This is a genomic window from Pseudomaricurvus alcaniphilus (genome assembly GCF_011440395.1).
GTDB lineage: Bacteria > Pseudomonadota > Gammaproteobacteria > Pseudomonadales > Cellvibrionaceae > Pseudomaricurvus > Pseudomaricurvus alcaniphilus.
On record NZ_JAAOIX010000010.1, the window covers coordinates 95,994 to 119,900 of the forward strand.

21 protein-coding genes are annotated in these 23,907 nt (G+C 58.5%); 5 read left to right on the top strand and 16 right to left on the bottom strand.

Going from position 1 to position 23,907, the window contains the following annotated elements; genetic code table 11:
- Positions 1-21: 21 nt before the first annotated feature.
- On the bottom strand, positions 22-1,173 hold the full coding sequence (locus tag G8764_RS18005; RefSeq protein ID WP_166166214.1) for a hypothetical protein: 1,152 nt from the start codon (positions 1,171-1,173) through the stop codon (positions 22-24).
- Between the two features lie 158 nt (positions 1,174-1,331).
- Between G8764_RS18005 and G8764_RS18010 the strand changes: the two genes are divergently transcribed.
- Positions 1,332-2,390: an NADP-dependent oxidoreductase gene (locus tag G8764_RS18010; protein ID WP_166166216.1), complete on the top strand. Its 1,059-nt coding sequence runs from the start codon at positions 1,332-1,334 to the stop codon at positions 2,388-2,390.
- Positions 2,391-2,651: 261 nt separating this feature from the next.
- Here G8764_RS18010 and G8764_RS18015 read toward each other — a convergent pair whose 3' ends face one another.
- The 3 genes from G8764_RS18015 to G8764_RS18025 all read right to left on the bottom strand — a co-directional run bounded on the left by G8764_RS18015 (position 2,652) and on the right by G8764_RS18025 (position 6,848).
- The gene (locus G8764_RS18015; protein WP_166166218.1) at positions 2,652-4,910 is read right to left on the bottom strand and encodes a TonB-dependent receptor; all 2,259 of its coding nucleotides are present in this window, start codon (positions 4,908-4,910) and stop codon (positions 2,652-2,654) included.
- 76 nt (positions 4,911-4,986) lie between these two features.
- Complete coding sequence (locus G8764_RS18020) at positions 4,987-5,445, bottom strand: nuclear transport factor 2 family protein (protein WP_166166220.1); 459 nt, start codon at positions 5,443-5,445, stop codon at positions 4,987-4,989.
- A 65-nt stretch (positions 5,446-5,510) separates the two neighbouring features.
- Complete coding sequence (locus tag G8764_RS18025) at positions 5,511-6,848, bottom strand: aromatic ring-hydroxylating oxygenase subunit alpha (RefSeq protein ID WP_166166222.1); 1,338 nt, start codon at positions 6,846-6,848, stop codon at positions 5,511-5,513.
- 221 nt (positions 6,849-7,069) lie between these two features.
- Between G8764_RS18025 and G8764_RS18030 the strand changes: the two genes are divergently transcribed.
- The gene (locus tag G8764_RS18030; protein WP_207951957.1) at positions 7,070-7,762 is read left to right on the top strand and encodes a TetR/AcrR family transcriptional regulator; all 693 of its coding nucleotides are present in this window, start codon (positions 7,070-7,072) and stop codon (positions 7,760-7,762) included.
- Positions 7,763-7,841: 79 nt separating this feature from the next.
- Here G8764_RS18030 and G8764_RS18035 read toward each other — a convergent pair whose 3' ends face one another.
- Positions 7,842-8,186, bottom strand: coding sequence for a putative quinol monooxygenase (locus tag G8764_RS18035; RefSeq protein WP_166166226.1), 345 nt, complete (start codon positions 8,184-8,186; stop codon positions 7,842-7,844).
- Positions 8,187-8,321: 135 nt separating this feature from the next.
- On the opposite strand from G8764_RS18035, the gene G8764_RS18040 reads away from it, so the two are divergent.
- On the top strand, positions 8,322-10,490 hold the full coding sequence (locus G8764_RS18040) for a PQQ-dependent dehydrogenase, methanol/ethanol family (RefSeq protein ID WP_166166228.1): 2,169 nt from the start codon (positions 8,322-8,324) through the stop codon (positions 10,488-10,490).
- A 115-nt stretch (positions 10,491-10,605) separates the two neighbouring features.
- Here the strand turns inward: G8764_RS18040 and G8764_RS18045 are convergent, their stop codons facing one another.
- The 9 genes from G8764_RS18045 to G8764_RS18085 all read right to left on the bottom strand — a co-directional run bounded on the left by G8764_RS18045 (position 10,606) and on the right by G8764_RS18085 (position 20,061).
- Entirely contained in the window at positions 10,606-11,634 is a 1,029-nt protein-coding gene (locus G8764_RS18045; RefSeq protein ID WP_166166230.1) for an NADP-dependent oxidoreductase, read from the bottom strand.
- Positions 11,635-11,638: 4 nt separating this feature from the next.
- The gene (locus G8764_RS18050; RefSeq protein ID WP_166166232.1) at positions 11,639-11,956 is read right to left on the bottom strand and encodes a Rieske (2Fe-2S) protein; all 318 of its coding nucleotides are present in this window, start codon (positions 11,954-11,956) and stop codon (positions 11,639-11,641) included.
- Positions 11,957-12,079: 123 nt separating this feature from the next.
- Positions 12,080-13,462 (bottom strand): aromatic ring-hydroxylating oxygenase subunit alpha, encoded by a 1,383-nt coding sequence (locus G8764_RS18055; protein WP_166166234.1) that lies wholly within the window; start codon positions 13,460-13,462, stop codon positions 12,080-12,082.
- A 29-nt stretch (positions 13,463-13,491) separates the two neighbouring features.
- Positions 13,492-14,634: a thiolase family protein gene (locus G8764_RS18060; protein ID WP_166166236.1), complete on the bottom strand. Its 1,143-nt coding sequence runs from the start codon at positions 14,632-14,634 to the stop codon at positions 13,492-13,494.
- Complete coding sequence (locus G8764_RS18065; RefSeq protein WP_166166238.1) at positions 14,625-15,068, bottom strand: Zn-ribbon domain-containing OB-fold protein; 444 nt, start codon at positions 15,066-15,068, stop codon at positions 14,625-14,627. The genes G8764_RS18060 and G8764_RS18065 overlap by 10 nt, the downstream gene beginning before the upstream one ends.
- A 9-nt stretch (positions 15,069-15,077) precedes the next feature.
- Positions 15,078-16,469 (bottom strand): dihydrolipoyl dehydrogenase, encoded by a 1,392-nt coding sequence (gene lpdA / locus G8764_RS18070; RefSeq protein WP_166166240.1) that lies wholly within the window; start codon positions 16,467-16,469, stop codon positions 15,078-15,080.
- A 10-nt stretch (positions 16,470-16,479) separates the two neighbouring features.
- Positions 16,480-18,009, bottom strand: a complete 1,530-nt coding sequence (locus G8764_RS18075) for a 2-oxo acid dehydrogenase subunit E2 (RefSeq protein WP_166166242.1) — start codon at positions 18,007-18,009, stop codon at positions 16,480-16,482.
- A 2-nt stretch (positions 18,010-18,011) separates the two neighbouring features.
- Positions 18,012-19,058, bottom strand: coding sequence for an alpha-ketoacid dehydrogenase subunit beta (locus tag G8764_RS18080; RefSeq protein ID WP_166166244.1), 1,047 nt, complete (start codon positions 19,056-19,058; stop codon positions 18,012-18,014).
- Positions 19,059-19,089: 31 nt separating this feature from the next.
- A complete protein-coding gene (locus G8764_RS18085; protein WP_166166246.1) occupies positions 19,090-20,061 on the bottom strand; it encodes a thiamine pyrophosphate-dependent dehydrogenase E1 component subunit alpha in 972 nt (323 codons plus the stop codon).
- Between the two features lie 240 nt (positions 20,062-20,301).
- On the opposite strand from G8764_RS18085, the gene G8764_RS18090 reads away from it, so the two are divergent.
- Together G8764_RS18090 and G8764_RS23000 are read left to right on the top strand one after the other, a co-directional pair.
- The gene (locus G8764_RS18090; RefSeq protein ID WP_243748886.1) at positions 20,302-21,000 is read left to right on the top strand and encodes a TetR/AcrR family transcriptional regulator; all 699 of its coding nucleotides are present in this window, start codon (positions 20,302-20,304) and stop codon (positions 20,998-21,000) included.
- Between the two features lie 126 nt (positions 21,001-21,126).
- Positions 21,127-21,774 carry a TetR/AcrR family transcriptional regulator gene (locus G8764_RS23000; RefSeq protein WP_341806417.1) on the top strand — a complete coding sequence of 216 codons (648 nt, stop codon included), beginning with the start codon at positions 21,127-21,129 and terminating at the stop codon, positions 21,772-21,774.
- Here the strand turns inward: G8764_RS23000 and G8764_RS18100 are convergent.
- Both G8764_RS18100 and G8764_RS18105 read right to left on the bottom strand, forming a co-directional pair.
- Positions 21,768-23,228: an FAD-binding protein gene (locus tag G8764_RS18100; RefSeq protein ID WP_166166250.1), complete on the bottom strand. Its 1,461-nt coding sequence runs from the start codon at positions 23,226-23,228 to the stop codon at positions 21,768-21,770. The two genes, G8764_RS23000 and G8764_RS18100, sit on opposite strands and share 7 nt — an antisense overlap.
- 82 nt (positions 23,229-23,310) lie before the next feature.
- The gene (locus tag G8764_RS18105) at positions 23,311-23,841 is read right to left on the bottom strand and encodes a VOC family protein (protein WP_207951959.1); all 531 of its coding nucleotides are present in this window, start codon (positions 23,839-23,841) and stop codon (positions 23,311-23,313) included.
- Between the last annotated feature and the right edge of the window lie 66 nt (positions 23,842-23,907).

Here is a 23,907-nt window from a genome sequence, read left to right on the forward strand (position 1 = left end):
GCGGTTTGCCCCGGGTTGCGATCAAATTACAGCGTTGTCTTGCAACCGGGTTCGCGTGTAGCCGATGACCAGTAACCCGAGTAAACCACTGGTAAAAAACAGCCCCGTACTGCTGAGTGCTGCTGCGGAGAAGTCTCCACCTTTCACCGACCAGGCGGCAATCAACGGCCCCAGAGAGACTCCCAACAATTGCGCCCCGCTCAAAAACATGGCCGACTGACCGCTGGAGTCCAGTCGCAGCATGAATGGCATGTGAAACGGTGGTGCGAACATCCACAGGAATGCGAACAGCATGATGATGAGAAAATAGCGGCTCACCGTGTCAACCTGGGGCGCCATAAACACCAGTAGCGCACACAGCAGGCCCGACACCGTGGTCACCAGTGAGCCGTTCAGCCGGTTGGCGAATACTGCCGCAGCAAAGCCCGCCAGAATCTGTACCGCAATTGCCAGGCTGACTCCGTAGGACAGGGACTGTTGATCGAGACCCAGCTCCACACCGATGGGTATCACGTAGACCCAGAAGCCCATGACTCCAGCCAGAAAAAGCAGTAATACCATCAGGCCCAGAACTCCGACAACGCTGGGTCGCAGCATTCGCTGCTGGGAGGCAAGTAGCGTATAGGCACGGGGTATACCCAAAACAGGAATCAGCAGCAGTAAATTGAGCGCTGCCAGAACAAGATAGCTGCCATTGGCACCGGAGCGCGGAATGATCAGGCTGGAGAACAGCAATGATAGCAGCAGTGCACACACTGACTGCGCGGTCACATAGACAGCGAAAGTTCTTGCCGGGGAGGGCACTCGAATAATAAGTCCGACCACCAGCCACAACAGAATGCCCGACGCCATGCCGTTGAGTGCACGACACAGCTGTATACCCAGTGCGCCAAACAGAATGGTGCCGATATTGGCAAGCAATGCGATCAGGGCTGCAAACAGTATGATCCTTTGCAGCCGTAACGGTTTCAATATTGCGCCGGCTATCAGCGCTGAAACTGCCATTCCCAGCCCCTCCCACATGGCCGCCTGCCCTATTTGTGAAGCAGAGAGCTTGCCCGCGTCGAGCATGCTAGACAGCAGCAGGGGTTGCAACGATGGAATACACCCTCCCACCACGGCAATGGCAATGATGCAGCCCAATTGCCTTCGAGAAAAAGAATCTGTAGTCACACGTTGTGTCTCTGTGTTGTATTTGGCAGTAGCATTCAAGGGTAAGGCAGTCGGTAAAATAAAGCAATCATGATTGACTTTTTTGTAGGCTGGAGTAGGATTTAGGCCGGCCCGGGAATCACCCCGGAAGCAGCGCAAAGACTTAAAGGCCAAAAACTATGACACGTCTAAACCAGCAGTGGATTTTAAAAAAAAGACCGGTCGGCAATATCCAAAACAGCGACTTGGAACTGCGTGAATTTGAACTGCCCGAGCTGGAAGAGGGCCAGACATTGATCAAAACCCTGTACATCGCCATGGATCCGGCTACTCGTGGCTGGATCAGCGACGGTGGTTATATGGAGCCGTTACCCCTGAATACGCCGGTGTTGGGCGTCATCATCGGCGAGGTCATAGACAGCCGCAATGAACGGATTGCAGTGGGTACCTTTGTCGCCGGTGTCGGCGAGTGGGGCAAATACATGGTTGCCGGGCCGCAGCAAATCTCCTTCGACCGCACCGGTGAAGCGGGAACCCTGGCGCCGATGGATACCTCCAGCGGCCATGAGTTACCCATGTATCTGCACGCGCTCGGCACCAGCGGCGGAACCGCCTGGTACGGGCTGATGGAAGTGGCGGCCATGCAAGCCGGTGACCGGGTGCTGGTGAGCGGCGCTGCGGGCAGTTGCGGGTCACTGGTGTGCCAGTTTGCCCGCCTCAACGGTGCCTCCAAAGTGGTGGGTATCGCTGGCGGCGCAGACAAGTGCGCGGAGCTGGTTGACCTGTTTGGCTGTGACGCCAGCATCGATTACCGCGCCACCGATAACCTGTCGGCTGCTATTGCGGCAGAGTTTCCGGAGGGGCTGGATGTCTACTTTGATAACGTCGGCGGCCCCACCCTGGAAGCGGCCATGGACAATCTGGCCAAGGATGCCCGCATCGCCATCTGTGGCATGATCTCCCAGTACAATGCCACTGATCCCGCTCCCGGTCCCGGCAATATGTGGAACCTGCTGGTGAACACCGCGCGCGTGCAGGGCTTTCTGGTGTCGGATTATTTCGGTACGCCCGGGTGTGAGCGAGCCTATACTCGCATCGAAGAGTGGCTGTCTGCCGGCGAGCTTAATGCCCGGCTGGATATTCGCGATGATTTTGCCCACATTGTCGACGTCTACAATCTCCTGTTCAGCGGCGGCAATCGCGGCCGGCTGGTGGTGAAGGTGCCGCACGACAATTGAGCCTTGCACTAAGCGGACGGCGTTGCACGTAAGCCGGCGAGCGATTTGCAGACTACAGCTGGCCAGCGGTGATCACCTTTTGCGGCGCGGTCTGCAGATTGTGCGAAACCGCTGAAATAGGGAAGTGAAATATAGGGCAGGCCACGGTATTGCGCTATTAATTGCCGTTACAATCGTGGACTGTCCCCTGATGATCGTGGCTTCTGTGTCTTGCCGTTGACTAGCGGCCGCGGCCGCCAGTCAACATCAGTTTCTGCAATATCAATTAAACATATATTCCAGTGATACACCCACCTGGCGTGGCGGTCCGTAGCTCATCAGGCCGATAAAACCAGGCGCATCAACCACGGCATCAATGTAGCGGTCGTCGAGCAGGTTGGTGCCCCACAAATTGATGGCCCAACTGCCGTTCTCCGGTTCCCACTTGAAGTTGGCGTCGAGGTATTTTGTCGGCTGGATGGTGCCGCGCGGGGTATTCAGCAGATTGCCCTGAAACTTCTCGGCAGAGTAGGTCCAGCGGAAGCCCAGTGTACTGCTACCGGACAGCAGCGGAAACTGGTAAGTAGCGCCAATGCTGGCCGTCAGCTCGGGAGAGTTCTGCAGATCGGTGCCGCTGCGGTCGAGAGTATTGCCCGAGGCGGGATCCAGAAACGGAAACTCCTCATAGGTTGCATCCAGGTAACCCATACTCGCGGTAATCATCAGCCCATCGATTGGCGCCGCTTCAATTTCCAACTCCAGACCCTGCGTCTCTGCCTGTGCGGCATTGAGCACAGAGTTACAGTTGATGGTGGTGCCCAGTGAGTCGGTACAGAAATAGATCAACGCCAACTGCAGGTCGTCATACTTGTTGAAGAAGTAAGACGCATTGACGCGCAGGCGGTTATCCAGCCACTCACTCTTGATACCGGCTTCGAAGGTTTGTACCGTTTCCTGGTCAAACGCGACGAATTCCTCGGGGAGGCTGATGCGACCGACAAAGCCACCGGATTTGAAGCCACGGGAAATAAAGGCGTAAGCCATGATATCTTCGTTGATCTTGTAATCAAGGCCCACCTTGGCAGCCCAGCCATCCCAGTCTTCGCTGCCTTTTTCATGTATTTCTGCAACCGCAACGCCGCCATCGAATACCGAACTGCCACCGACTTCGGTATTGGCAAAGGTGACAACATCGACCATCGCATCGGTTTCTTCATAGGAGGCACGAGCGCCAACCTGCAGGCGCAAACGGTCGGTGAGATCAATAAACGCGTGGGTGAAAATAGAGGTCGACCAGTTTTCCCAGTCATCCTCGGTCAATTGATTCAACGGGCCAGCGAAGGGAATTCTGAAATTCTGGTAGTGAGTCCAGTCATTTTGCTGGTAGAAGAGACCGGAAATAATTTCGGTATTTTCAGCCAGGTTAAACGTAAGGCGCAATTCCTGCGACAGCTGGCGTCCCTCGGTGCCGCGGCGCGTGTCGTCGATAAAAAACACACCACCGTCCTGGTCGGTTTCTTCATACAGTTCGAAATCCTTGTAGCCGGTAATGGCGACCAGTTGCCCCCAGTCCAGGTCCCAGTTCATTGTCAGGGTAGTGCTGTAGGTATCCATATCGGATACATCCTGCACGCTGCTATTGGCCGAGAGGTATTTGTCGGGTGCTTTACAGCGTGTGGTGGCACTGCTGCAGGGGCCCTGGTACATGCTGCCCAGGCCCGCGCCCGGTGAGCTGCCGGGCGCCTGGTAAGTCACTTCACCGGGCAGGGAACCGTTGGTAACAATAGGCGAACCGTTGCGTGCGCGGGTGACCTCGGCGATCAGTGTGGCGTCGAAAGTGCTGCCGCTGTCATACTTCAGATAGCCGCGCAGGGAGGAAATATCGCGGTCACCCATGGTGCTGGCATCGACAACGTTCCTGGTCCAGCCGTCACGCTTGTGACTCTGGCCGGTGAACTTGGCGGCCCATTGTTCGTTGATGGGCAGGTTGACGGTGCCTTTGACATCGACGCGGTTCCAGTTGCCGAGGGTAACCTTGAGATCGCCGCCGGCCTCGCCGGTGGGTTGGCGGGTAATCACGTTAATCACCCCGCCGGTGGTGTTGGCGCCAAACAGGGTGCCCTGCGGACCGCGATGTACTTCGATACGTTCAATGTCGTATAAATCGAGCAGTGACAGCATGTTAAACGCCAGCGGTACGCCGTCGACAACGGTGGTGACCGTTTGCCCGGCATAGGGATCGGGTTCGATAACACCCATGCCGCGAATGTTAAATACGGCTCCGTGGGGGGTATTGCCAAAGTGACCGATCTGTACGTTCGGTGATGCGCCACTGAGAGCGCTGAGGTCGACGGTCTGGAAGTCGGAAATCCCCTGGCCAGTAAAGGAACTGATCGATATGGGGACCTCCTGTTGGCTTTCTTCACGTTTTTGCGCGGTGACGACGATTTCTTCCAGCGCGGCATTGGCCGTAGGTACCAGTGTCAATGCCAGCACGGCTGTTGCGGCACCGTGCAAGAGTGGGTGTGTTTGTGGTTTCATGTTTTTCTTGCTCCTGTTATTGCTTTTAGTGGTAAAACGCATGGCATTACTATCGGTCTGGAAACTGGTGCTGGTGTCATTGCAGTTGATCGGCGTAGCCGGCGAGGAAGACCGGGTCGGCAAAGGCCTGCTCCACGGTTACTGACTGGAAGCGCCAACCTTCGGGGGTTCGGGTAAAACGGTCTGTGTAGATATTGGATAGCCACACCGGGGCTGTGCCTTGTTGGGCGATAAAGGCAAACAGGCCGGTAAATTTGGCGCTCGCCCTGTCTCCTCCAACCTCGATAACCGGGTTGAGCATGTAGTGCATGGCGCAATGCCACTGACTGGTGAGCTCCCGCATCATGGTTTCGATAGCAGCCGGGCCGATGGCGACCCCCATGCCCACGTCGAAGCTGGCATCTTCTGCAAACAGTGCCGCGAACGCCTTGAGGTCGCCGGCTTTGCCATTGAGTATATTGGCGCCGTAACTGTACTTGTATTTCAGAGTTTTGATCTCGTCGATATCACTGAGCAGGGTGCTGTTATTGTTCATGGTCACTGTTCCTGTAGAGCGGAGTTGATTAATCCTGGGGACTAATGATTAGTGGTTCCGGGCCGCTAGCGTCGCCCTTCGAGGTAGTCGTTGAGCACTTCGTGAAAGTACCGCACCCGCGTTTCCTGACCGGCCAGGTAGCTGTCGCGGTAGCCGCGCGATTGCCAGCCGCGCTGCTGCCCTTCCGCCAGCATCATGTCCTGCCAGACGATGGAATCAACAATCTCGGGCACTCCGCGGCCACCGTCAAAATCGCAGGTCTCCGGCTCCGCCTCCTCGAGGGGGTGTACGCCCGCCATGACGGAATCCACTGCAGTCTGCCCGGCCACCGGAAACGCCATACACCAGAGGTCAAAGGTGCATTTTGTCGGGTCTTTGGCATCCGGTTCGCTGCGGAAAAAAATCAGGTTGTCCGGCAGGAAGGAGATGGTCACATTGGGAAAAATGACCGTGTGCGGGCTGTCGGTCAATTCCTCGTCGTTCATGTCTGCATAGTGAACGTAACCGCGCTCGCGCCAGAGGTTGCGCTTCGCCGCCTTCAGGTCCAGCCAGCCCTGCATGGCTTTGGTGGCAAAGTCGGGGTAGCTGTCCGGATCGATGTCCCACATGCGCAACAGCTGGTCGAAGGGGTGTGGCTCGCCGTCGGGTAGCAGATCGCGTAACGATGGGCGCATCGGCTGCACGGTTCTGCCGTGTCCATTGGGGAACATTTCCGAGCGCGCGCTCCAGTAATCCTGGTCTATCCAGGGCGGCACCTGGGGGTGGGCGGTGCGGGTATGGTAGGACTCGCTGAAATTGTCAGTGGAGAATTTCCAGTTGCAATTGAGGCGAATTTTTCTGGCGAATACCCGCACTGCCGTCTCCATCGGATAGTTTTTATAGAGTTCGGGCAGCGGCGCCAGATAATCCAGTAATGCGGGTGCTCTGTCGTTCATGGTGTACCAGACCAGCCCGCCCCAGGTGTCGCAACGCAGCTCATTCAGCTTGAGCTTGTTGCAGGGATTGCCCTGGGGAAAATCCTCGGGGTCGCACAAGTCCTGCAGCACGCCATCGCGGCCCCAGACCCAGCCGTGGTAAGGGCAGTGGAATTGATTGCTGGAGCCACTGTCGGAGACCAGGCGCATGCCGCGGTGCTGGCAAACATTGTAAAAAGCTTTGATGCCGCCATCGTCCTGCTTGACGCAAAATACCGATTCACCCATAAAATCGTGCACCACGTAGTCACCAGCTTCCAGCAGCTCCTGGGTGCGCCCGGCCACGTGCCAGATCTTGGTCCACAGTTGTTCCCACTCGCGATGGGCAAACTCGGGTGAGTAGTAGCGGTCACCGCTCATGGGATCGCCGCGCAGCTGCTCGGGATCGCGACCGTTCAGGGTGAGGGGATGGGGAGCTATAGCTTTCATCAATTAAACCTTTGCCATTTATTAGCTATTTACTATTTATCGGCGACGATTATAAGTGTTCTACTAAAAACAGAATGGTCGCTCTGTTTTTAGTAGAGCAGCTTTTTGGTTGCATGTCAAACAGTCTTGATTGTTTTATATGCCGGTCTGGTGTGGTAGCGACGAACCGTGGTATAGAATCGGGGTGAAAATTGAAATTAAATGAAAGGGACAGGATGACAATGCAGAGCGGTGATGTATTTCAGGGCGTGGGGATCGATTGGCTGGATGATTCCGAGTGGGTTGCGACTCCCATGCAACAGCGTAGCCGCGAGACGATGTTGAAAATCCTGAAGACGGCAAAGACGTTGTTTATTGAAAAAGGCTATCAGGAAACGTCGATGGCTGAAATCTGCAGGGTAACCGGCATGTCGATGGGCTCCATTTATCACCGTTTTCCGGACAAGAAATCTATCTTTTATGCCATTCTGGAAATGTACCGGCATTCGCGCTTTGCCCAGATTGCCAGTTTGACCCAGCCCGAGGACTGGCGGGACAGAACCGCCGAAGAGGTGCTGGCATTTCATATTGAGATCATGTTTTCCACGTCGCGCAAGGACAACGGGTTTATCCGCCTGATGGAACGCCAGCGCATCGTCGACCCGACGATGTGCCAGCTGTTAGCGGACTGGAATGAGCATGTGGTCAACGTGATTTACGGGTTGATGGAACCCCACGCCCATCGGGTACAGCAGGAGGATTTGCTGCAGGCCATTCGCTATACCCACGGCATTTTACGCGGCGCATTGATGTGGTCACTGCTACCGCCGATAAACCCGAATTCGCCTCTCGATACCTTCAGTGATGAGTACAAGGACGCGACCTATGCCATGGCCGCGGCCTACCTTGGGCTCGATAGCTCGGTTGATGGATAGTCTGGTCGAGGCATAGTTTGATCGACATATAGTTTGGTTGACAAATAGTGGCCTCAACCAAAACTTCGCTTGCCGTGGTTTAACCGCTAAAAAAATCCGCCCGTGGCACACCCTGGTCATCGTAAACCGGCTCGGCGTGGTCGATGCGGTATTTGAGAATGTCGGTAGCCAGCATTTCATAGCGGCCCAGCACTTGCACCATATCGGTGTAAAAGTGGCCGGCCAGGTGGGCGGCCAGGTCGGCTACGGACTCCCAGTTCTCATAGACATAGACGCGCCCGGGAACCGCCGGGTCGAGGCTCCAGACGTAATGGCGACAACCTGTTTGCTGGCGGGTTGCGGCCATCAGTTCAGCGGCGTCTTTTAATACCGCGACCGCGTCTTCGGGTTTAAAGTCGACGGTGCCATTGATGATAACGGTCATGATTATTGTCCTGCAGTTGAGTGGGTAGAACAGACTAACAAAAACCCACAATAAAACAAACAAAATGACTTGCTTTTTATGATAATATGTTCGGCGACTGTATTCGCGTGCACAAAAATCATAAGGAAAACTTGTATGGCAAGGTCTAATCTTCGGCGTGTTTGTGCTTTATCAGCCCTGTCTTCGCTCTTACTGCTGGTGTTGGTTGGCTGTGATCGCAACCAGGGGCAGAATACGCTGTCAGCAAGCGGCGAGCCTGACGGCGCGGTGCTGGGCCTGGCCAATACGGCCGGCGCCAATACGCTGCTGCTGGACGACAGCGCCGGGGAGGACTGGCCGGCCTTTGGTCGCACCTACGGCGAGCAGCATTTCAGCCCGCTCACGCAGATCAGCGATGGCAATATTGATGAGCTTGGCCTCGCCTGGTACCTGGACCTGGGGCCGGGTAATCCGGTTACCGGGCCGCTGGCGGTCGACGGCGTGCTCTATTTCGCCAGCGGTTACAGCGTGGTGCACGCGGTCGATCCGCGCAGCGGCAAGCTGTTGTGGCAATACGATCCCAGGGTAACCGAAGTGGCGGGCAAGCGCTTGCGCATGGGCTGGGGCATACGTGGTATTGCTTACTGGAACGGCAAGATTTACACCGGCACCCACGACGGCCGGCTGCTGGCGCTGGATGCGCGCAGCGGCGAGCTGGTGTGGTCCGTCATGACCCTGGAGGAGGGCGGTGACGACCTCTTTATCAGCGGCCCACCCAGGGTGTTTGACGGCAAGGTAATCATTGGCAACGGCGGTGCAGACCAGGCTTCGGTACGCGGCTTTGTCACCACCTACGATGCCGAGAGCGGCGAGCAGTTGTGGCGCTTTTACACGGTACCTGGCAACCCCGAGGATGGCTTTGAAAACCCAGCCATGGCAATGGCGGCCGAAACCTGGCACGGCGAGTGGTGGCGATACGGCGGTGGTGGCACGGTCTGGAATGCCATGACCTATGACGCCGACGCCGATGCCATCCTGCTTGGGGTCGGCAATGGCTCCCCCTGGAACCATCGCATTCGCAGCGCGGGCAAGGGGGATAACCTGTTTCTCGCGTCGATCGTGGCGCTGGACGCCAAGACCGGCGCCTACCGCTGGCATTACCAGGTAAACCCGGGCGAGACCTGGGACTATAACGCCTCTATGGATATGCAGTTGGCGGAGCTGGAGATTGATGGCCAGTTGCGCAAGGTGGTGATGACCGCGCCCAAGAACGGTTTTTTCTACGTCATCGACCGCACCAATGGCAAGTTAATTTCTGCCGAGCCTTTTGCCAAAGTCACCTGGGCCAGCAAGATCGACCTGGCCAGCGGCCGTCCGGTGGAGGACCCTGCGGCGCGCTACCCCGATGGCTCCACCTTCGTGCTCTGGCCCAGCCCGCTGGGCGCCCACAGCTGGTTGCCCATGGCCTTCCATCCGGGCACCGGGCTGGTCTACATTCCCACCATCGAAACCGCCACCGCCTACAGTGACGCGGCGATCGATACCGATAATTGGCAGCGAACACCGGGTAATGCGGTGGACGGTGGCACCAGCCCCGACTTCGTCGTGGAGGATGCCGGGCCGCTCAATGGCACCAGTTCGCTGCTGGCCTGGGATCCCGTGGCACAACAGAAGGTGTGGCAAGTCGCCAATCCGGGCCCGTGGAATGGCGGTGCGCTCGCCACGGCCGGCAACCTGGTCTTCCAGGGGCAGATCGATAACTCCTTCAACGCTTACGCCGCCGACTCCGGCCGCAGGTTGTGGCGCTACGACACGGCGGCAGCGGTACTGGCGCCGCCAATTACCTACGCAGTGGACGGTATCCAGTACGTCACGGTACTCACCGGTATGGGCACCAGCGCGGCCGCGTTCGGCCCCTTGCTCCCCGTCGCGATCGACTATCGCAGTGAGGCAAAGCGGGTGCTGACCTTTGCCCTTAACGGCGGTGCCAGTTTGCCCGCAGCAGCGACAGCGGAGCGCGCTCCGGTAGCGGATCCGACTTTTGTGGCTGCAGCTGAGGAAAATGTTAACGGCCTGTTGATCTATGCCCAGCGCTGCGCCATCTGCCACGGTGTTGAGCTGGTGGCCGCCGGCCAGGCGCCGGACCTGCGCACCTCAGCGGCAATTGTAACGGCGCCATCGTTCGCGGCGATCGTGCGTGCTGGCGCACTGACGTCACGGGGCATGCCGGGGTTTGCGGAGTTGACTGATCAGGAACTGGCAGATCTGCGCGAGTACATCCGCGCCGCCGCGGCGGTATGGCGCGCGGAGCTGAGTGGGGAATAATTACCGAAAAAAACCTCCGCTCAATTCAGGGCTGAATCAAGCGGAGGTTTACCAAGGCTATTGCGCAGGTTCCGCCGGACAGAATCGTCCGGGGCGTGTGGCTAGAGAAGAATGGCTATTGCTCTTCCGGCAGGTCCAGTTGCACCAGGGCCTTGCCTGTGGTCTTGCCACTCATCAGCTCGCAGAAGGCCGCCGGCGTGTTGGCGATACCCTTGGTGATATGTTCCAGCACCTTGATTTTACCGGAGGTAATCCACTCCGCCAGTTGCGCCTGGGCGGCGGGTACCTGGTCGTGGTAGGTGAACAGCAGGAAGCCCTGCATGGTCAGTTGTCGTGCCACCACTTCCCAGAGATTGGTGATCGGGTTGGGATTTTCAGTGCGATTGTAGTCGGAGATCATGCCGCAGCAGACGATGCGGCCCTGCACCTTCATGGTCAGCAACATGGCGTTGAGTATGGGGCCGCCAACATTGTCGAAGTAAATATCGACCCCATCGGGTGCCTGCGCCATGACCGCAGCAGTAATGTCTGTGCAAGTGTTGTAATTGATGGCGCCGTCAAAACCAAAATCATCCACCAGCATTTGCGCTTTGGCGTCGCTACCGACAATGCCGATGACACGGCAGCCGCGCTGCTTGGCAATCTGGCCAACCATGCTGCCGGTGGCACCGGCGGCGGCGCTGACGACCACCGTTTGGCCCGCCTTGATGTGGCCGATCTCATGCAGGCCGACATAGGCAGTAGTACCCGAGCCGCCCAGCGGGCCGACGTACCAGGACAGTGGCGTGTCGTCCTGGGGCTGCAGTTTTTCCAGCAGTATGGTGTCGGCGTTGCAGATCGAGTAGTCCTCCCACTGGTTGAGGGCAAACACGATATCACCCACCGCGTAATCCGGGTTGTTGGATTCTATAACCCGCCCCACCGACGGACCGCGCACAACGCCACCCAGGGGAATCGGTTCGAAATAGTTGGCTTTGCCTTCCAGCCAGCCGCGGATCGCCGGCTCCAGCGAAAAGTACAGGTTGCGAATCAGGAATTGCCCCGCACCAGGTGTCGGCACGGGCGTTTCGATCATGGAAAAGTTATCCACTTGCGGCACGCCATGGGCGTGTGAAGCCAGGGTGATCTGACGGTTCTTCAACATTTTTTTAATCCAGTTTGATTTGCAGGTTGCCATCGTCAGCGACGCTGATGTCGTAAGTCTTCAGCGGTACTTTGGTGAGTTCGCCCTTGGGTACGCCGGTGCGTAGGTCGAACCTTACACCGTGCAGGGGGCAGGAGAGAAAGCAGTTGCGAATGCGGCCTTCCTGCAACTCCGAGCGCTGGTGGGTGCACATATTGTCGACCGCATAGTAGTTGCCACTGGCTTTGCAAACGAGAATGTTCTTGCCCGCAACGGTGACGGCTTTGCTGCTGTTTTCGGCCAGCTCGGCGGCTGGAAAGAGAGCGTGTAGTTTGGTATCCATGGGAGTTCTCTGGTCTTGTTGCTGTGGTGCTCTTACTGTCGCATGTTCACTTCTCGCCGTCACCTCTGGGGTCTGTCGGGAAGAAGCCGGGCCGCAGGATACTGCAGCCCGCTGCGACAGGTCTCAGGCATTCAGGTATTTGTCGATGGTCTGGTGCATATGGCGAATGCGACTCTCCTGGTAACTGGCGAGGCTGACTGCTCCTTTTTTCGATGCCAGCATACCGCGCTGCACGGCGGGCATATTGCTGTCATCCTGATCGAAGACCGGCCCCAGGCCGCCCAGTTCTTTGGCCTCACTGAAGGCCTGGTCGGGCCGCAATACGGTTTTTTGGGCCGACTCGGGACGCTGGCTACCTTTCGGGTAGCGCATCAGCAACATGGTCTCGAAAATGCAGCTGTTGTGGTCGTCGCCGTTGGGCAGAAAGCGATAGACAATATTGCCGTGGTAGCCGGTCCACACCTGAAAGTTGGGAAATGCGCTGTACAAAATCGCGTCCTCCAGCTCCGACATGGTGGCGTCGTCCAGGCTTTCGCCGATGATGTCGCTGAACATTTTGCGATTGGTTTCGGCCACGTATTTGCGTGCGGTCAGGCCCTCGGGCATTTCGTGGCCCTCGGCGCTGTCGGTGGCCATGCGCCCGGACAGCTCGAGAATATCGCGCATGGTGTCTGCTTCCGTGACGCCCGGCAGGTGCGGGCTGGCCACGCCCATGGGGGTGACCGACCGGCTGACGTTGTCACCGAAGGTGTCGTATTGGGAATTGGCGTCGCCGGTGAAGGTCAAGATCTCGCGATGGGTGGCGATGGTGTGGAAAGACTCCATAAACGCCTCGGCCCCCACTTTCCAGTTGCACTGCACCACTCGCTGCACATGGGCACCTTTGTAGTAATCGTGCAGCGGGAAGCGCGCAAAGTGCTCGGGCAGCGGTTTCAGGAACTCTTCCAGAGGCTCGGCGTTTTCGTCAAAATTGATAAAGACAAACCCGCCCCAGGTACCTACTTTGACCTGCGGCAGGCGCATGTCTTTTTCTTCAAAATGGCGGAAGTCCCACTGGCAGGGGATGCCCTTGAATTCGCCGTCGAGGCTCCAGGTGGCACCGTGGAAGGGGCATTTGAATTCCTGCACGCAGCCGTCGTCATCGCGCAGGATTCGACCGCGGTGCAGGCAGGAGTTGATAAAGCCCTTGATTTCGTTTGCCGACGAACGCACCACAATCACCGACTGATTGATCACCTCGTAGATATGGTGATCGCCGACCTCGGGGATATCCTCCTCGCGACAGGCCATCTGCCAAACTTTGGGCCACAGTTTCTTTTTTTCCAGTTCGTGAAATTCACGCCCAACCCAGCGCGCGACATCGAGGTCTTCGTCGCCCATATACGGGTTGGTATTTTCACGCAGGTAGGCTGGTACTTCGACCTCTTCCTGGTCGAGCAGATCCTGGTAGCTGGTACCCTGGCAGCGCTCGTCGCCCTGCTGTTTGACTTTAATCAATTCGCTCATTATTGCGGTCCTCTGGATCGTTATTGTGACTATCTGGTAATAATGTTGACGCCACTGACACCGGGGGCGCCGTAGACGTGGGTGTAACCCACGGCCGGGTCATTGGGTACCTGGCGGGCACCGCCTTCGCCGCGCAGTTGCACACACACTTCGTAGACCTGGCGCAGGCCGGATGCGCCCACCGGCTCGCCGTTGGCGAGACAACCGCCATCGGTGTTGACCGGCATTCGTCCGCCTATTTGTGTCGCTCCGTCGCGCAGCAGTTGTTCCTGCTCGCCGTGCTCGCAAAAACCGTTCTCGGCCATGTGAATAATTTCGGTGCCGCTGTCGGTATCCTGCAATTGCATGACATCCACATCTTCGGGGCCGATGCCAGCCAGTTCAAACGCCATGCGCGAGGCGGTGACGGTGGGGGCGTCGGCCACGTGCATGGCCTGGGACGGGGCGAACACCTCAAAGCTGCCGTAGTGGCGGGTGCGCACGGCGGCGGCCTTGAGCAACAGCGGCTTGCGGGTAAACTGCCGCGCCTTGTCGGCGTTACATAAAATCAGTGCGGCGCCGCCCTCGGCCGGGCTGCAGAACATGTATTTGCGCAGCGGGTCGCTGACCATGGCCGAGTTGGCAATGTCCGCATAACTCAGGGGCTGCTGGCGCCAGGCGGTGGGCGTGAGTGAGCCGTTGGCAAAGGCTTTTTCCGAAACCCGCACCAGCGCGTCCTCGCTGATGCCGTGGTCATGCATATAGCGTTGAATCTTCATGGCGAAGAACTGGGTGGTCAGCATCAGCCCGGTTTCGCCGTACCAGTCGTCCAGCCCCCAGTCTGCCGGCTGCGGGTTAAAAGCACCGCGCGGGTGCTTGTCGAAACCCACCACCACGCCGAGATCGTATTGGCCGGATTTAATGGCGCTGTAGGCGGCGTGCAGCGAACTGCCGCCGGTGGCGCAGCCATTCCAGATGTTGGTGAACTGCAGGCTGGTTAGCCCCAATTCGTTGACCAGCGAATCGGCGTTGCCGGCATCCTGGCTGCCGCCGTAGGCGAATTGCATATCTTTCCAGCTGAGGCCGGCGTCGGCCAGGGCCGCGCGCACTGCGGCGGCCCCCTGCTGTAAACCGGACATATCCGGGCTGCGGCCGAATCGGTGCAGGCCAATACCGATAATTGCTACTTCCATGCCTGGTCCTCCTCAACGGCGCTGAAACTGAACGTCATAATCTGGTTGCCGCTGGCATCGGTGCGGAATGGCACGATGTTTAACTGCATGGGCATGCCGATGGCCAATTGCTCCCTGGTGCTGGGCTCGAGGCGCGCTTCCACCCGCACACCACCGGGCATTTCCACGTAGCCGACGCCGTAGGGGCGGAAGCTGGCTTCGGTTTCGTCGCTGTGGTAGGGCTGCTTGGGCATAAAGGTCTGGATGGTCCAGGTCCAGAGCGTACCGCGATCGCCCAGTTCCACCACCTCGGTGTCGCGACCGCTGCAACTGCGACAATCGACCTGGGCAGGAAAGGCGGTCTCGCCGCACTGTTTGCAGCGACTGCCAAGCAACTGCGGTCTCGACGATGGCCAGGTAAAAAGTCCTTTGTGGATCGGTATTTGTTCGCTCATGATGCGGTCCTATTGATGAATCGCCAGGCCGAGGCTGTCGAGAACAGACTCGTGCATACTTTCGGAAACCGTGGGGTGGGCAAATACGGTATGCATTAACTCGTGCTCGGTGGCCTCCAGTTGCTGGGCGATACCGAAGCCCTGTATTTGCTCGGTAACCTCCGGGCCAATCATATGGGCGCCCAGCAGTTCACCGGTCTGGCTGTCAAAGACGGTTTTTACCAGGCCCTCGGCTTCGTTGATCGCCAGGGATTTGCCGTTGGCATTGAGATTAAAGCGGCCGATACGCACTTCGTGGCCGGCGCTTTTGGCCTGGGCTTCGGTGAGACCGACGCTGGCAATTTGCGGCCGGCAGTAGGTGCAACCCGGAACCCGGTCTTTATTAAGGGGTTTGACTCCGTCGACACCGGCAATTTTTTCCACACAGATCACCGCCTCGTGGCTGGCTTTATGGGCCAGCCACGGCGGTCCGGCGACATCGCCAATGGCGTAGAGACCCACCAGGTTGGTTTTGCCAAAGCCGTCGGTTTTAATAAAACCGCGTTCGGTGGCAACGGCCAGGGATTCGAGGCCAAGCTGTTCAATATTGCCGCTGATGCCGACCGCCAGGATCACCTGGTCGACGCTCAGTCGTTGCTCTCCGTCGGGCCCTTTGAGCAGGGCAATGGTGTCTTCGCCGGAGCTGTCGAGGGCGTCGACCAGGGTGTTGGTCAGCACGGTGATGCCGCGTTTGCTGAAGGCTTTTGCGGCCAGTGCGGAAATCTCCGCATCTTCGGCCGGGGTAATGCGCTCGACCGCTTCAACCAGGGTGACGCTGCTGCCCAGGTCGCTGTAGAGACTGGCGAATTCCACCCCGATAGCGCCGGCGCCGATAACCAGCAGGCGTTCGGGCAGGGCCGTGGGCGTCATCGCCTCGCGTGCACCCCAGACGCGCTTGCCGTCGATGGCGATATTGGGCAGGTTGCGCGCCCTCGCGCCGGTGGCGAGGATAATGTGATCGGCTTTGTAGCGACTGGCTTTGCCGTTCAGTGTCACCTCGAGTTCGCCCTTGGCGGCCACTCGGGCGCTGCCGTCGATAACGGCAATGCCGTTTTTCTTCATCAGGTAGGCGATACCCTGGCTCAGTTTATTGGCCACATTGCGGCTGTGCGCAACCAGCTTGTTGATGTCAAAACTGAGGTTGTCAAAGGCGAAACCAAAGTGCGCGGCTTCTTTCAGGGTGTGGGCCACATCGGCGCCGCGCAACAGCGCCTTGGTGGGGATGCAGCCCCAGTTCAGGCACACGCCACCCAGGTGCTGCTTTTCCACCAGCGCGGTTTTAAAGCCCAGCTGCGCTGCGCGAATGGCGGCGACATAGCCACCGGGACCGCCGCCAACTACTATCAGGTCGAATTGTTGCATGCTCACTCCGTTATCCCAGCATGGTGGCCGGCTGCTCGAGGTAGCCCTTGAGCACGGACATGAATTGTGCGGCCACGGCGCCATCGATGATGCGGTGGTCGCTGGACAGGGTCAGGCTGACCACAGTGGCGACCGCCAGCTGGCCATTTTTGACCACCGGTCGCTGCTCGCCGGCACCGACCGCCAGAATGGCGCCTTGCGGTGGATTGATAATGGCGTCGAACTGTTTAATGCCGAACATGCCGAGATTGGAGATGCAGAAGCTGCCGCCCTGGAACTCATTGGGCTTCAGGCGATTGAGTTTGGCCCGTGTCGCCAGGTCGCGCACCTCATTGGAAATGGCGATCAGGCCCTTGCTGTTGGCCTGTTTGACGATGGGGGTAATCAGGCCCTCGTCGATGGCGACCGCCACCGAAATATCGGCATCCCGGAAGTATTTCACCTGCTCGCCATCGAACTGCACATTAATTGCGGGCACCCTGGTGAGAGCACTGGCGCAGGCCTTGACGATAAAATCGTTGACCGAAATTTTGGCATTGGTATTGGCGTCGTTGAGCTGCTTGCGCACCGCCAGCAGGGCGTCCAGTTCGGCGTCGATCTGCACTCGGAAATGGGGCGCGGTCTGCTTGGAGGCCTGCAGTCGGGCGGCAATGGTCTTGCGCATGCCGCTCATGGCCTGCAGTTCAAACGCCTCTTCGACGGCGACCTCGGTGGCAGTGCTGGAGGGCTTGGCCTGGAGTTTGTTGTGCAGCGCCGCGGCGGCCTCAACATCTGCCTTGCAGACCCGGCCGCGATCGCCGCTCACCCGGCACTGGTGCAGGTTGATGCCCAGGTCACGGGCCAGCCGGCGGGCGACGGGTGTGGCCTTCACGGTGCTGTCGTCCGGGTAGCGTGGCGCGTGGCTGGAGGATGCAGTGTGGGCGCCGATCAACTGGCCGCCGGCGGCACTCACTGCCGCGTCCAGGTCGCGCTTGGAAACCCGGCCGTGGCGGCCAGTAGCACTGATGTTGTTGAGGTTGACGCCGTATTCAGCGGCCAGCCGACGGGCAACGGGAGAGGCGGCGACGCCGCTGTCGTCAGCACCTGCGGCCAGCTTGCTCATGGCATCGGGCGCGTTGGGCTTTGTGTCCGCCTTGGCCGGCGCCGGCGCTGCAGTGGTTGCCTGCGCGGCTGCAGGCGGTGAGGACTTCTCTGCAGGGGTTGAAGACTTCTCTGCAGGGGTTGAAGACTCTGCAGGAGCCGCAGCGGCGGTATGACTGGCGATAAAGGCCTGAATATCCGCATCACTGGTATTGGCGTCCGCGAGCACACCGAGCAGGGCGCCCACCGCCAGGGTGTCGCCAGGCTGGCCGACGATGGCGCGCAGGATACCGCTGTTAGTGGCGGTAACGGTGTTGACGATCTTGCTGGTCTCCACATCCACCAGGTCGTCGCCCGCATTTACCTGGGCGCCAATCTCTACATGCCAGGAGTTGATATCGCCCTCGGCCATTTCCATGCCCCATTTGGGCATATTGATCGGCTTGATTTGTGCAGACATAACTAGGCTCCCATGACGTCCCGAACGGCGGCAATGATTTTCTCCGTGCTCGGAATGTAAGCGTCTTCCAGTTCCGGGGCGAAGGGGACCGGCGTGTGCGGTGCGGTAACGGTGCGAATCGGCGCCCTGAGGCTGTAAAAGCCTTTCTCGGCGACAATCCCGGCGATATCGGAGGCGAGACCGCAGCGGGGGTTGCCCTCATCCACAACCACCAGGCGCCCGGTGACCTCGATACTTTCAAGAATGGCCTCGTCGTCCAGCGGCGACACCGTGCGCGGGTCAATTACATCGCAACTGATGCCCTCTTTGGCGAGGATGTCTGCCGCCTGTATGGCGCGGGGAACCATATTGGATATGGCGACAATGGTCACATCGGTGCCCTGGCGCGGAAACGCAGCCTCACCAAAGGGAATACAATACAGCTCGTCCGGTACTTCGCACTTGGTGTCGTACATGATCTTGTGTTCGAGAAAAATGACCGGGTCGTCATCGCGAATGGCTTGTACCATAAGCCCTTTGGCATCGTAGGCGTTGCTGGGCATAACCACTTTCAGGCCGGGCATGTGGGTGACCACCGAGTGCAACATGCTGGAGTGCTGGGCGCCGGCGCGCCAGCCGCCGCCGACCGTGCCGCGAATCACCATCGGGGTCTTCGACTTGCCGCCAAACATGTAGCGGAATTTGGCCGCCTGGTTGAAAATCTGGTCGAAGCAGACGCCGATAAAGTCAAAGAACATCAGCTCGGCGACCGGGCGCAGGCCGTTGTTGGCGGCGCCAGCGGCAGCGCCGATAATGGCGGATTCGCTGATCGGCGTATCGATAACGCGCTCGCGGCCAAATTCAGGTTGCAGGCCCTTGGTGACGCCAAATACGCCACCGTAGGCATCGTCCTGGCCCGGGGCACCGGCACCGCCGGATACCTCTTCGCCCATGACAATCACGGTGGGGTCGCGGCGCATTTCCTGGCGCAGGGCATCGTTGATCGCTTCGCGGTAAGTCTTGACGGATGTCTTGCCGGCGACTTGCGGGTTATTGGAATGATTGGTCATTTCTCGGCATCCTTAGAATAAGCGGTAAACATCAGTATGAGCAGTAAACATCGGCCAGCAGGTCGGTGGCGGGGTCGGGGTGTGGCGCGGCCAGGGCATCCGCCACCGCCTGCTCAATGGCAACGGCTGTGGTCTCGTCAATTTCATTCATGACGGACTCCTGCAGCCAGCCCTCGGCAATTACTCGCTCACGGAATTTTTTCAGGCAGTCCTGTTGCTGGCGCGCGAGCTTGATTTCATCCTTGCCGCGATACAGTTGCGGGTCGCCAATAAAGTGGCCGTCAAAGCGCACGCACATGGCCTCGATGGAGGTGGGGCCGCCGCCATTGCGGGCCCGTTCAATGGCGGTTTTTATGGCCTCGTAGGTGGCGAAGAAGTCCAGGCCGTCGACGCACTCGGCGGGCATGCCGAAGCCGGCATTGCGTTCGGTAAGGCTCTCGCAACCCAGGGCGTAGTTGGCGGCAGTGCCCTCGCCGTAGCCATTGTTCTCATAAATAAAGATATGCGGCAGCTTCAGGACTACGGCCATGTTCATGGCCTCGAGCACCGTGCCCTGGTTGGCGCTGCCATCGCCGCCGAAGGAGAGGGCGATATTTTTTGTGCCCAGGGTTTTGGCGGCCAGTGCGGCGCCGTTGCAGAGCGGTGGGCCGCCACCGACAATCGCATTGGCGCCGAGCATACCTTTGTCGATATCGGCGATGTGCATGGAGCCGCCCTTGCCCTTGCAGAGGCCGGTAGCGCGACCCATGATTTCTTTCATCATGCCGCCGACGTCGCAGCCCTTGGCGATGCAGTGGCCGTGGCCGCGATGGGTGCTGCCAATAATGTCCTTGTCGGACAGGTCGATACAGGCGGCCACAGCGACGGCTTCCTGGCCATTGGAGACATGGGTGAAGCCGGGAATATTGCCTCCCTCGAACTCCTTGACGCAGCGCTCTTCAAACTCGCGGATGGTTTTCATGGTGCGATAGGCTCGCAGGAGAAACTCTGTCTGGTAGGGCATTGGCATGCCTCCTTGTAATTGTTTATAAACAGGCGATGCTCCAGACTATACCGCTTTTTAATAAAAAAACAAGCCTGATGGTTTTGGAAAGTGTACAATATTGACAAATTTCCATGACTTATTTAAAAAATAGTCATGCTTATTTTTATTTTGGAAAAACAGGCGGCTGTTTGTTATTCTGACAGGCGTGAGTTTGTTATTCTGAAAAGCTTTGAATTATGGGAAAAGGACAGTGATTCTATGGACACAGTAGACGCCAAAGTGGAAGTTGGAGATGCCCCGGCCAAGCCGCGAGCGAGCAGGCCCAAGCGCAATGAGAAGGGCTGGCAGGCTGAAAAGAGTGCCATGACCCGCACTGCGATTCTGAATGCCGCCTGCCAGTGCCTGATAGAGCTGGGTTATGCCAATACCACCACCGCGCTGATCGCCAGCCACGCCAATGTCTCCCGCGGGGCGATGATGCATCATTTTCCGTCGCGGATGTCGGTCATCAAGGCGGTGATCGATTACCTGCACGAGCTGCGGCTGAGGGAGTACCAGGAGCTGATGGCCGATATCGATGACCCGAACGTAAAGCTCTCCAAGGAGAGTATTCGCAAGTCGGTGGATTCGGCCTGGCGCTATGTCAACCTGCCTTCCTTTATTGCCTACCAGGAACTGCTGATGGCGTCGCGTACCGATGCCGAGCTGAAAAAAGTCATCGAGCCGGTGGAGAAGGATTTTGAGAAGCAGTTTCTCAATACTGTCAAGTTGGTGTTTCCCCACTGGGAGAAAGTGGAAGCTCTGGAGGCGTCCCACGATTTGGTGCAGTTCCTGATGAAGGGCATGGCGCTCAGTCATATGTCCGTGCGCAAGAATGCCCGCGCCAAACGGGTCAGAACTCACCTGACCAATATCCTCTACCAGATTTATGAGGAGTCGCTGCGCGGCAGCGAGTAGACGGGTGCGTCCAGCAATGAGACAGAGATTATCGGGGAGAGGGTCATAGCCAAGCGTGATTCCAGTGTCGCAGCAGCGCCGGCAAAGCGCGTTGACCGGCGCCGCTCCCCTGAAACCAAGGAAAAAATACTCGATGCCGCCGAAGGCCTGTTTGTCCAGCGCGGCTACTACGGTGTCTCCCTGCGCGACATCAGCCGCGAGGCTGGGGTTCAGGTTGCACTCTGTTACTACCATTTCGGTGCCAAGGAAGACTTGTTTCGAGCGGTTATCGATCGCCGCTCCAGCGCCAATGTCCAGGGCCTGGCCGACGCCCTGCAAGCTGTGCAGCAGCAACCGGCGGCGGACCTGGAGACCCGCCTGCAGAACGTATTGCGGGCCTTTCTCAAGCCCATCGTGGAAAAGTCCCTGCGCGGCGGGGAGGGCTGGCGCAACTACGTGCGGCTGCTGGCCCAGGTGGCCCAGTTGCCCCAGGAGGAGACCTTCCTGCGGCCCGCTACCGACCAGTCTGATGCGGTAGTGATGCTGTTTATCGACGAGCTGCGCAAAATACTCCCCGCCATGTCCGCCGAGGATCTGCACTGGAGTTTCTATTTCTACCAGGCGGCCATAACCCACGTGCTGGTAGAGTCCGGTATCGTGGACCGCCAGTCACAGGGCCTGTGCAAGGCCTCGGACCTGGATACCATAGTCGAGAAAATGACCCGCTTCTTCAGTGCAGGGTTTTTGGCCATGAGCTCCGTGATCACGGAGCCTGCACTTAAAGCCGGTTACTGAGCGGCGCTCGCGCAATGGCGCCCGGCCACTCGGCCAAAGAAGGAGCCGGGGCCCAGGCTCATGCCGCTGGCGTAAGATTTCCCCGATTTGGGAATGTGAGCGGTGCAGGCGCCAGCGCCGTACAGGCCCTTGATGGCGTTGCCTTCACGGTCGAGTACCTGGGCGTTGCAGTTGATCTTCAGGCCGCCGAGTGTCATAAACAAATAGCTCGAGCGGTTGTAGGAGATGTCAAAAGCCGCCCATGGGCCCTTGTCGAGAGGCTTGAGCCAGTCGGAATGTTTGTGGAAATCTGGGTCGCGGCTTGCTGCTGCATGAAGGTTGTAGTCGGCCAGAGTTTGGGTCAATGACCCCGGTGGCAGTTTCAATTGGCTCTCCATTTCCTCGATGCTTTCAAAGCCGTCGATCAACTGATGACGCGCGCTCTCAATTTCCGGGTAGGCAAAAATCTCCGAGTCGACGATCAGGTAAGCGCGTTGTTGTGGCTGCTCCGCGATAAAGGCTGCGGTGCGGCCGTGATAGCTGTCTTCGGCGACGAAGCGCTTGCCGTTCCGGTTGACGATGATGCCCTTGATCAATTGTCCCGGCGGGTAGATGGAGGCGGTGGCAATCAGGCCGTTCATGGCATCAGTGGCCGCACCGGCTGCACTGCCGAGGCGGATTCCCGCGCCATCGCTGTAGGGTGTACCAAGGGGTTCCAGTGTCGGCGAGGTCTGCAGGTTACTGGCCACCATATCATGGTTCATAACAAATCCCCCGGTGGCCAGCACGACGCCCTTGTGGGCGCGCAGGTTTAGCAGTTCACCGTTTTTGCGAATCTGTACGCCGACGATCGAGTTGTTGCCGTCATCGATAATCAAAGCGGTGGCACGGCTGTCATAGGTGGCGTTTACGCCCTCATCGAGGCAGCGCTGTATCAGTCGCTCCATGGCCAGGCGGCAGGGGCTGTCGCCCTCTTCCTGCACCTGGTGGCCACGGGCGGCGGGCCTGGCAATCTCACGGTAGGGCCACAGCTTTTCATTGCCGGTACTCAGTAGGCCTTCAGAGCTTAATAAAAATACGGCTTTGCCCTGGTGGTAGCTGCGCTCGAAAGGTATTCCCTGGGCCTCCAGCCAGTTGAAGTGTTCAACATTCTGATCGCAATACATGCGAATCATGTCGGCATTTTCAGAGCCCATGCTGGCGATCATAAACCGGTACATGTTGTCGGCATCGTCCTCGACGTTACAGGCCTTTTGTACACCAGTACCACCACCCAGGTAGAACAGGCCGGAAGAAACCGCGCTGGCGCCACCTCCAGCGCTGGCGCGCTCAATAACCATGACATCCGCGCCTGTGCGGCGGGCCTCAAGTGCAGCGCAGGCGCCTGCAATGCCATATCCAACCACCAGGACATCGTGGGTAGAAGAATAATGGGTGATGTCGCTTGCTGAGAGGGTCAGCGGTGTATCGTTCATGGCTTTGGGTTCTCCGAAAGGTCCAGTGACACCAGGGGTGTATACAGATGGCTAAGGCACAGACCGGCAAAAAGGCCGGCAATTAAAAAGCTGGTCGCAGCGGATTGTCGCCCTGCCAATCAGCGGCGGCAGCGCGGATGCGTTGAAAAAATTCCGTCTGGGCCGGCGAGTGTTCAATCAATTCCATCATGTAGCCCAGGCTGGCAGTGGTATCGAGATAGCAGAAGCGCTTGCCCCCGGAGGTGCCGCTGAAGGCGACTTCTGCGCCCTGTTGCAGATAGGCCTCCAGGTCGTCATCGTAATGCTGGCAGTAGAGCGCCATATGGTGGAAGCCCTGCTGCCCTGCGGCGATGGTATCGCGGTAGGCGGAGGGGGCGTCATTGTGCTGGCAGACCAGTTCAATCTGGATGTCGCCGGCCTGGGCGAGGGCAAAGCTGGCTTTGACGTCGGTGGGCTTGCCCCGGTGCAACTGGTCTTCCAGTTCTATGCCTTCCACCAGGAAAAATGGGCCTATGCCGGTCTGCCGGATCCAGTCTGTTGCGGCTTGTCGCAGGTCGTTGACAACCCAGCTGTTTTGCATGATACGGGTATTGCGCGGATTGATCGGTGCCATCGGAGCACAACCTCTTTGCTATTTATATTGAATTCGGAGTAACTGCTGGTCGGCGCCTGGCCCTTA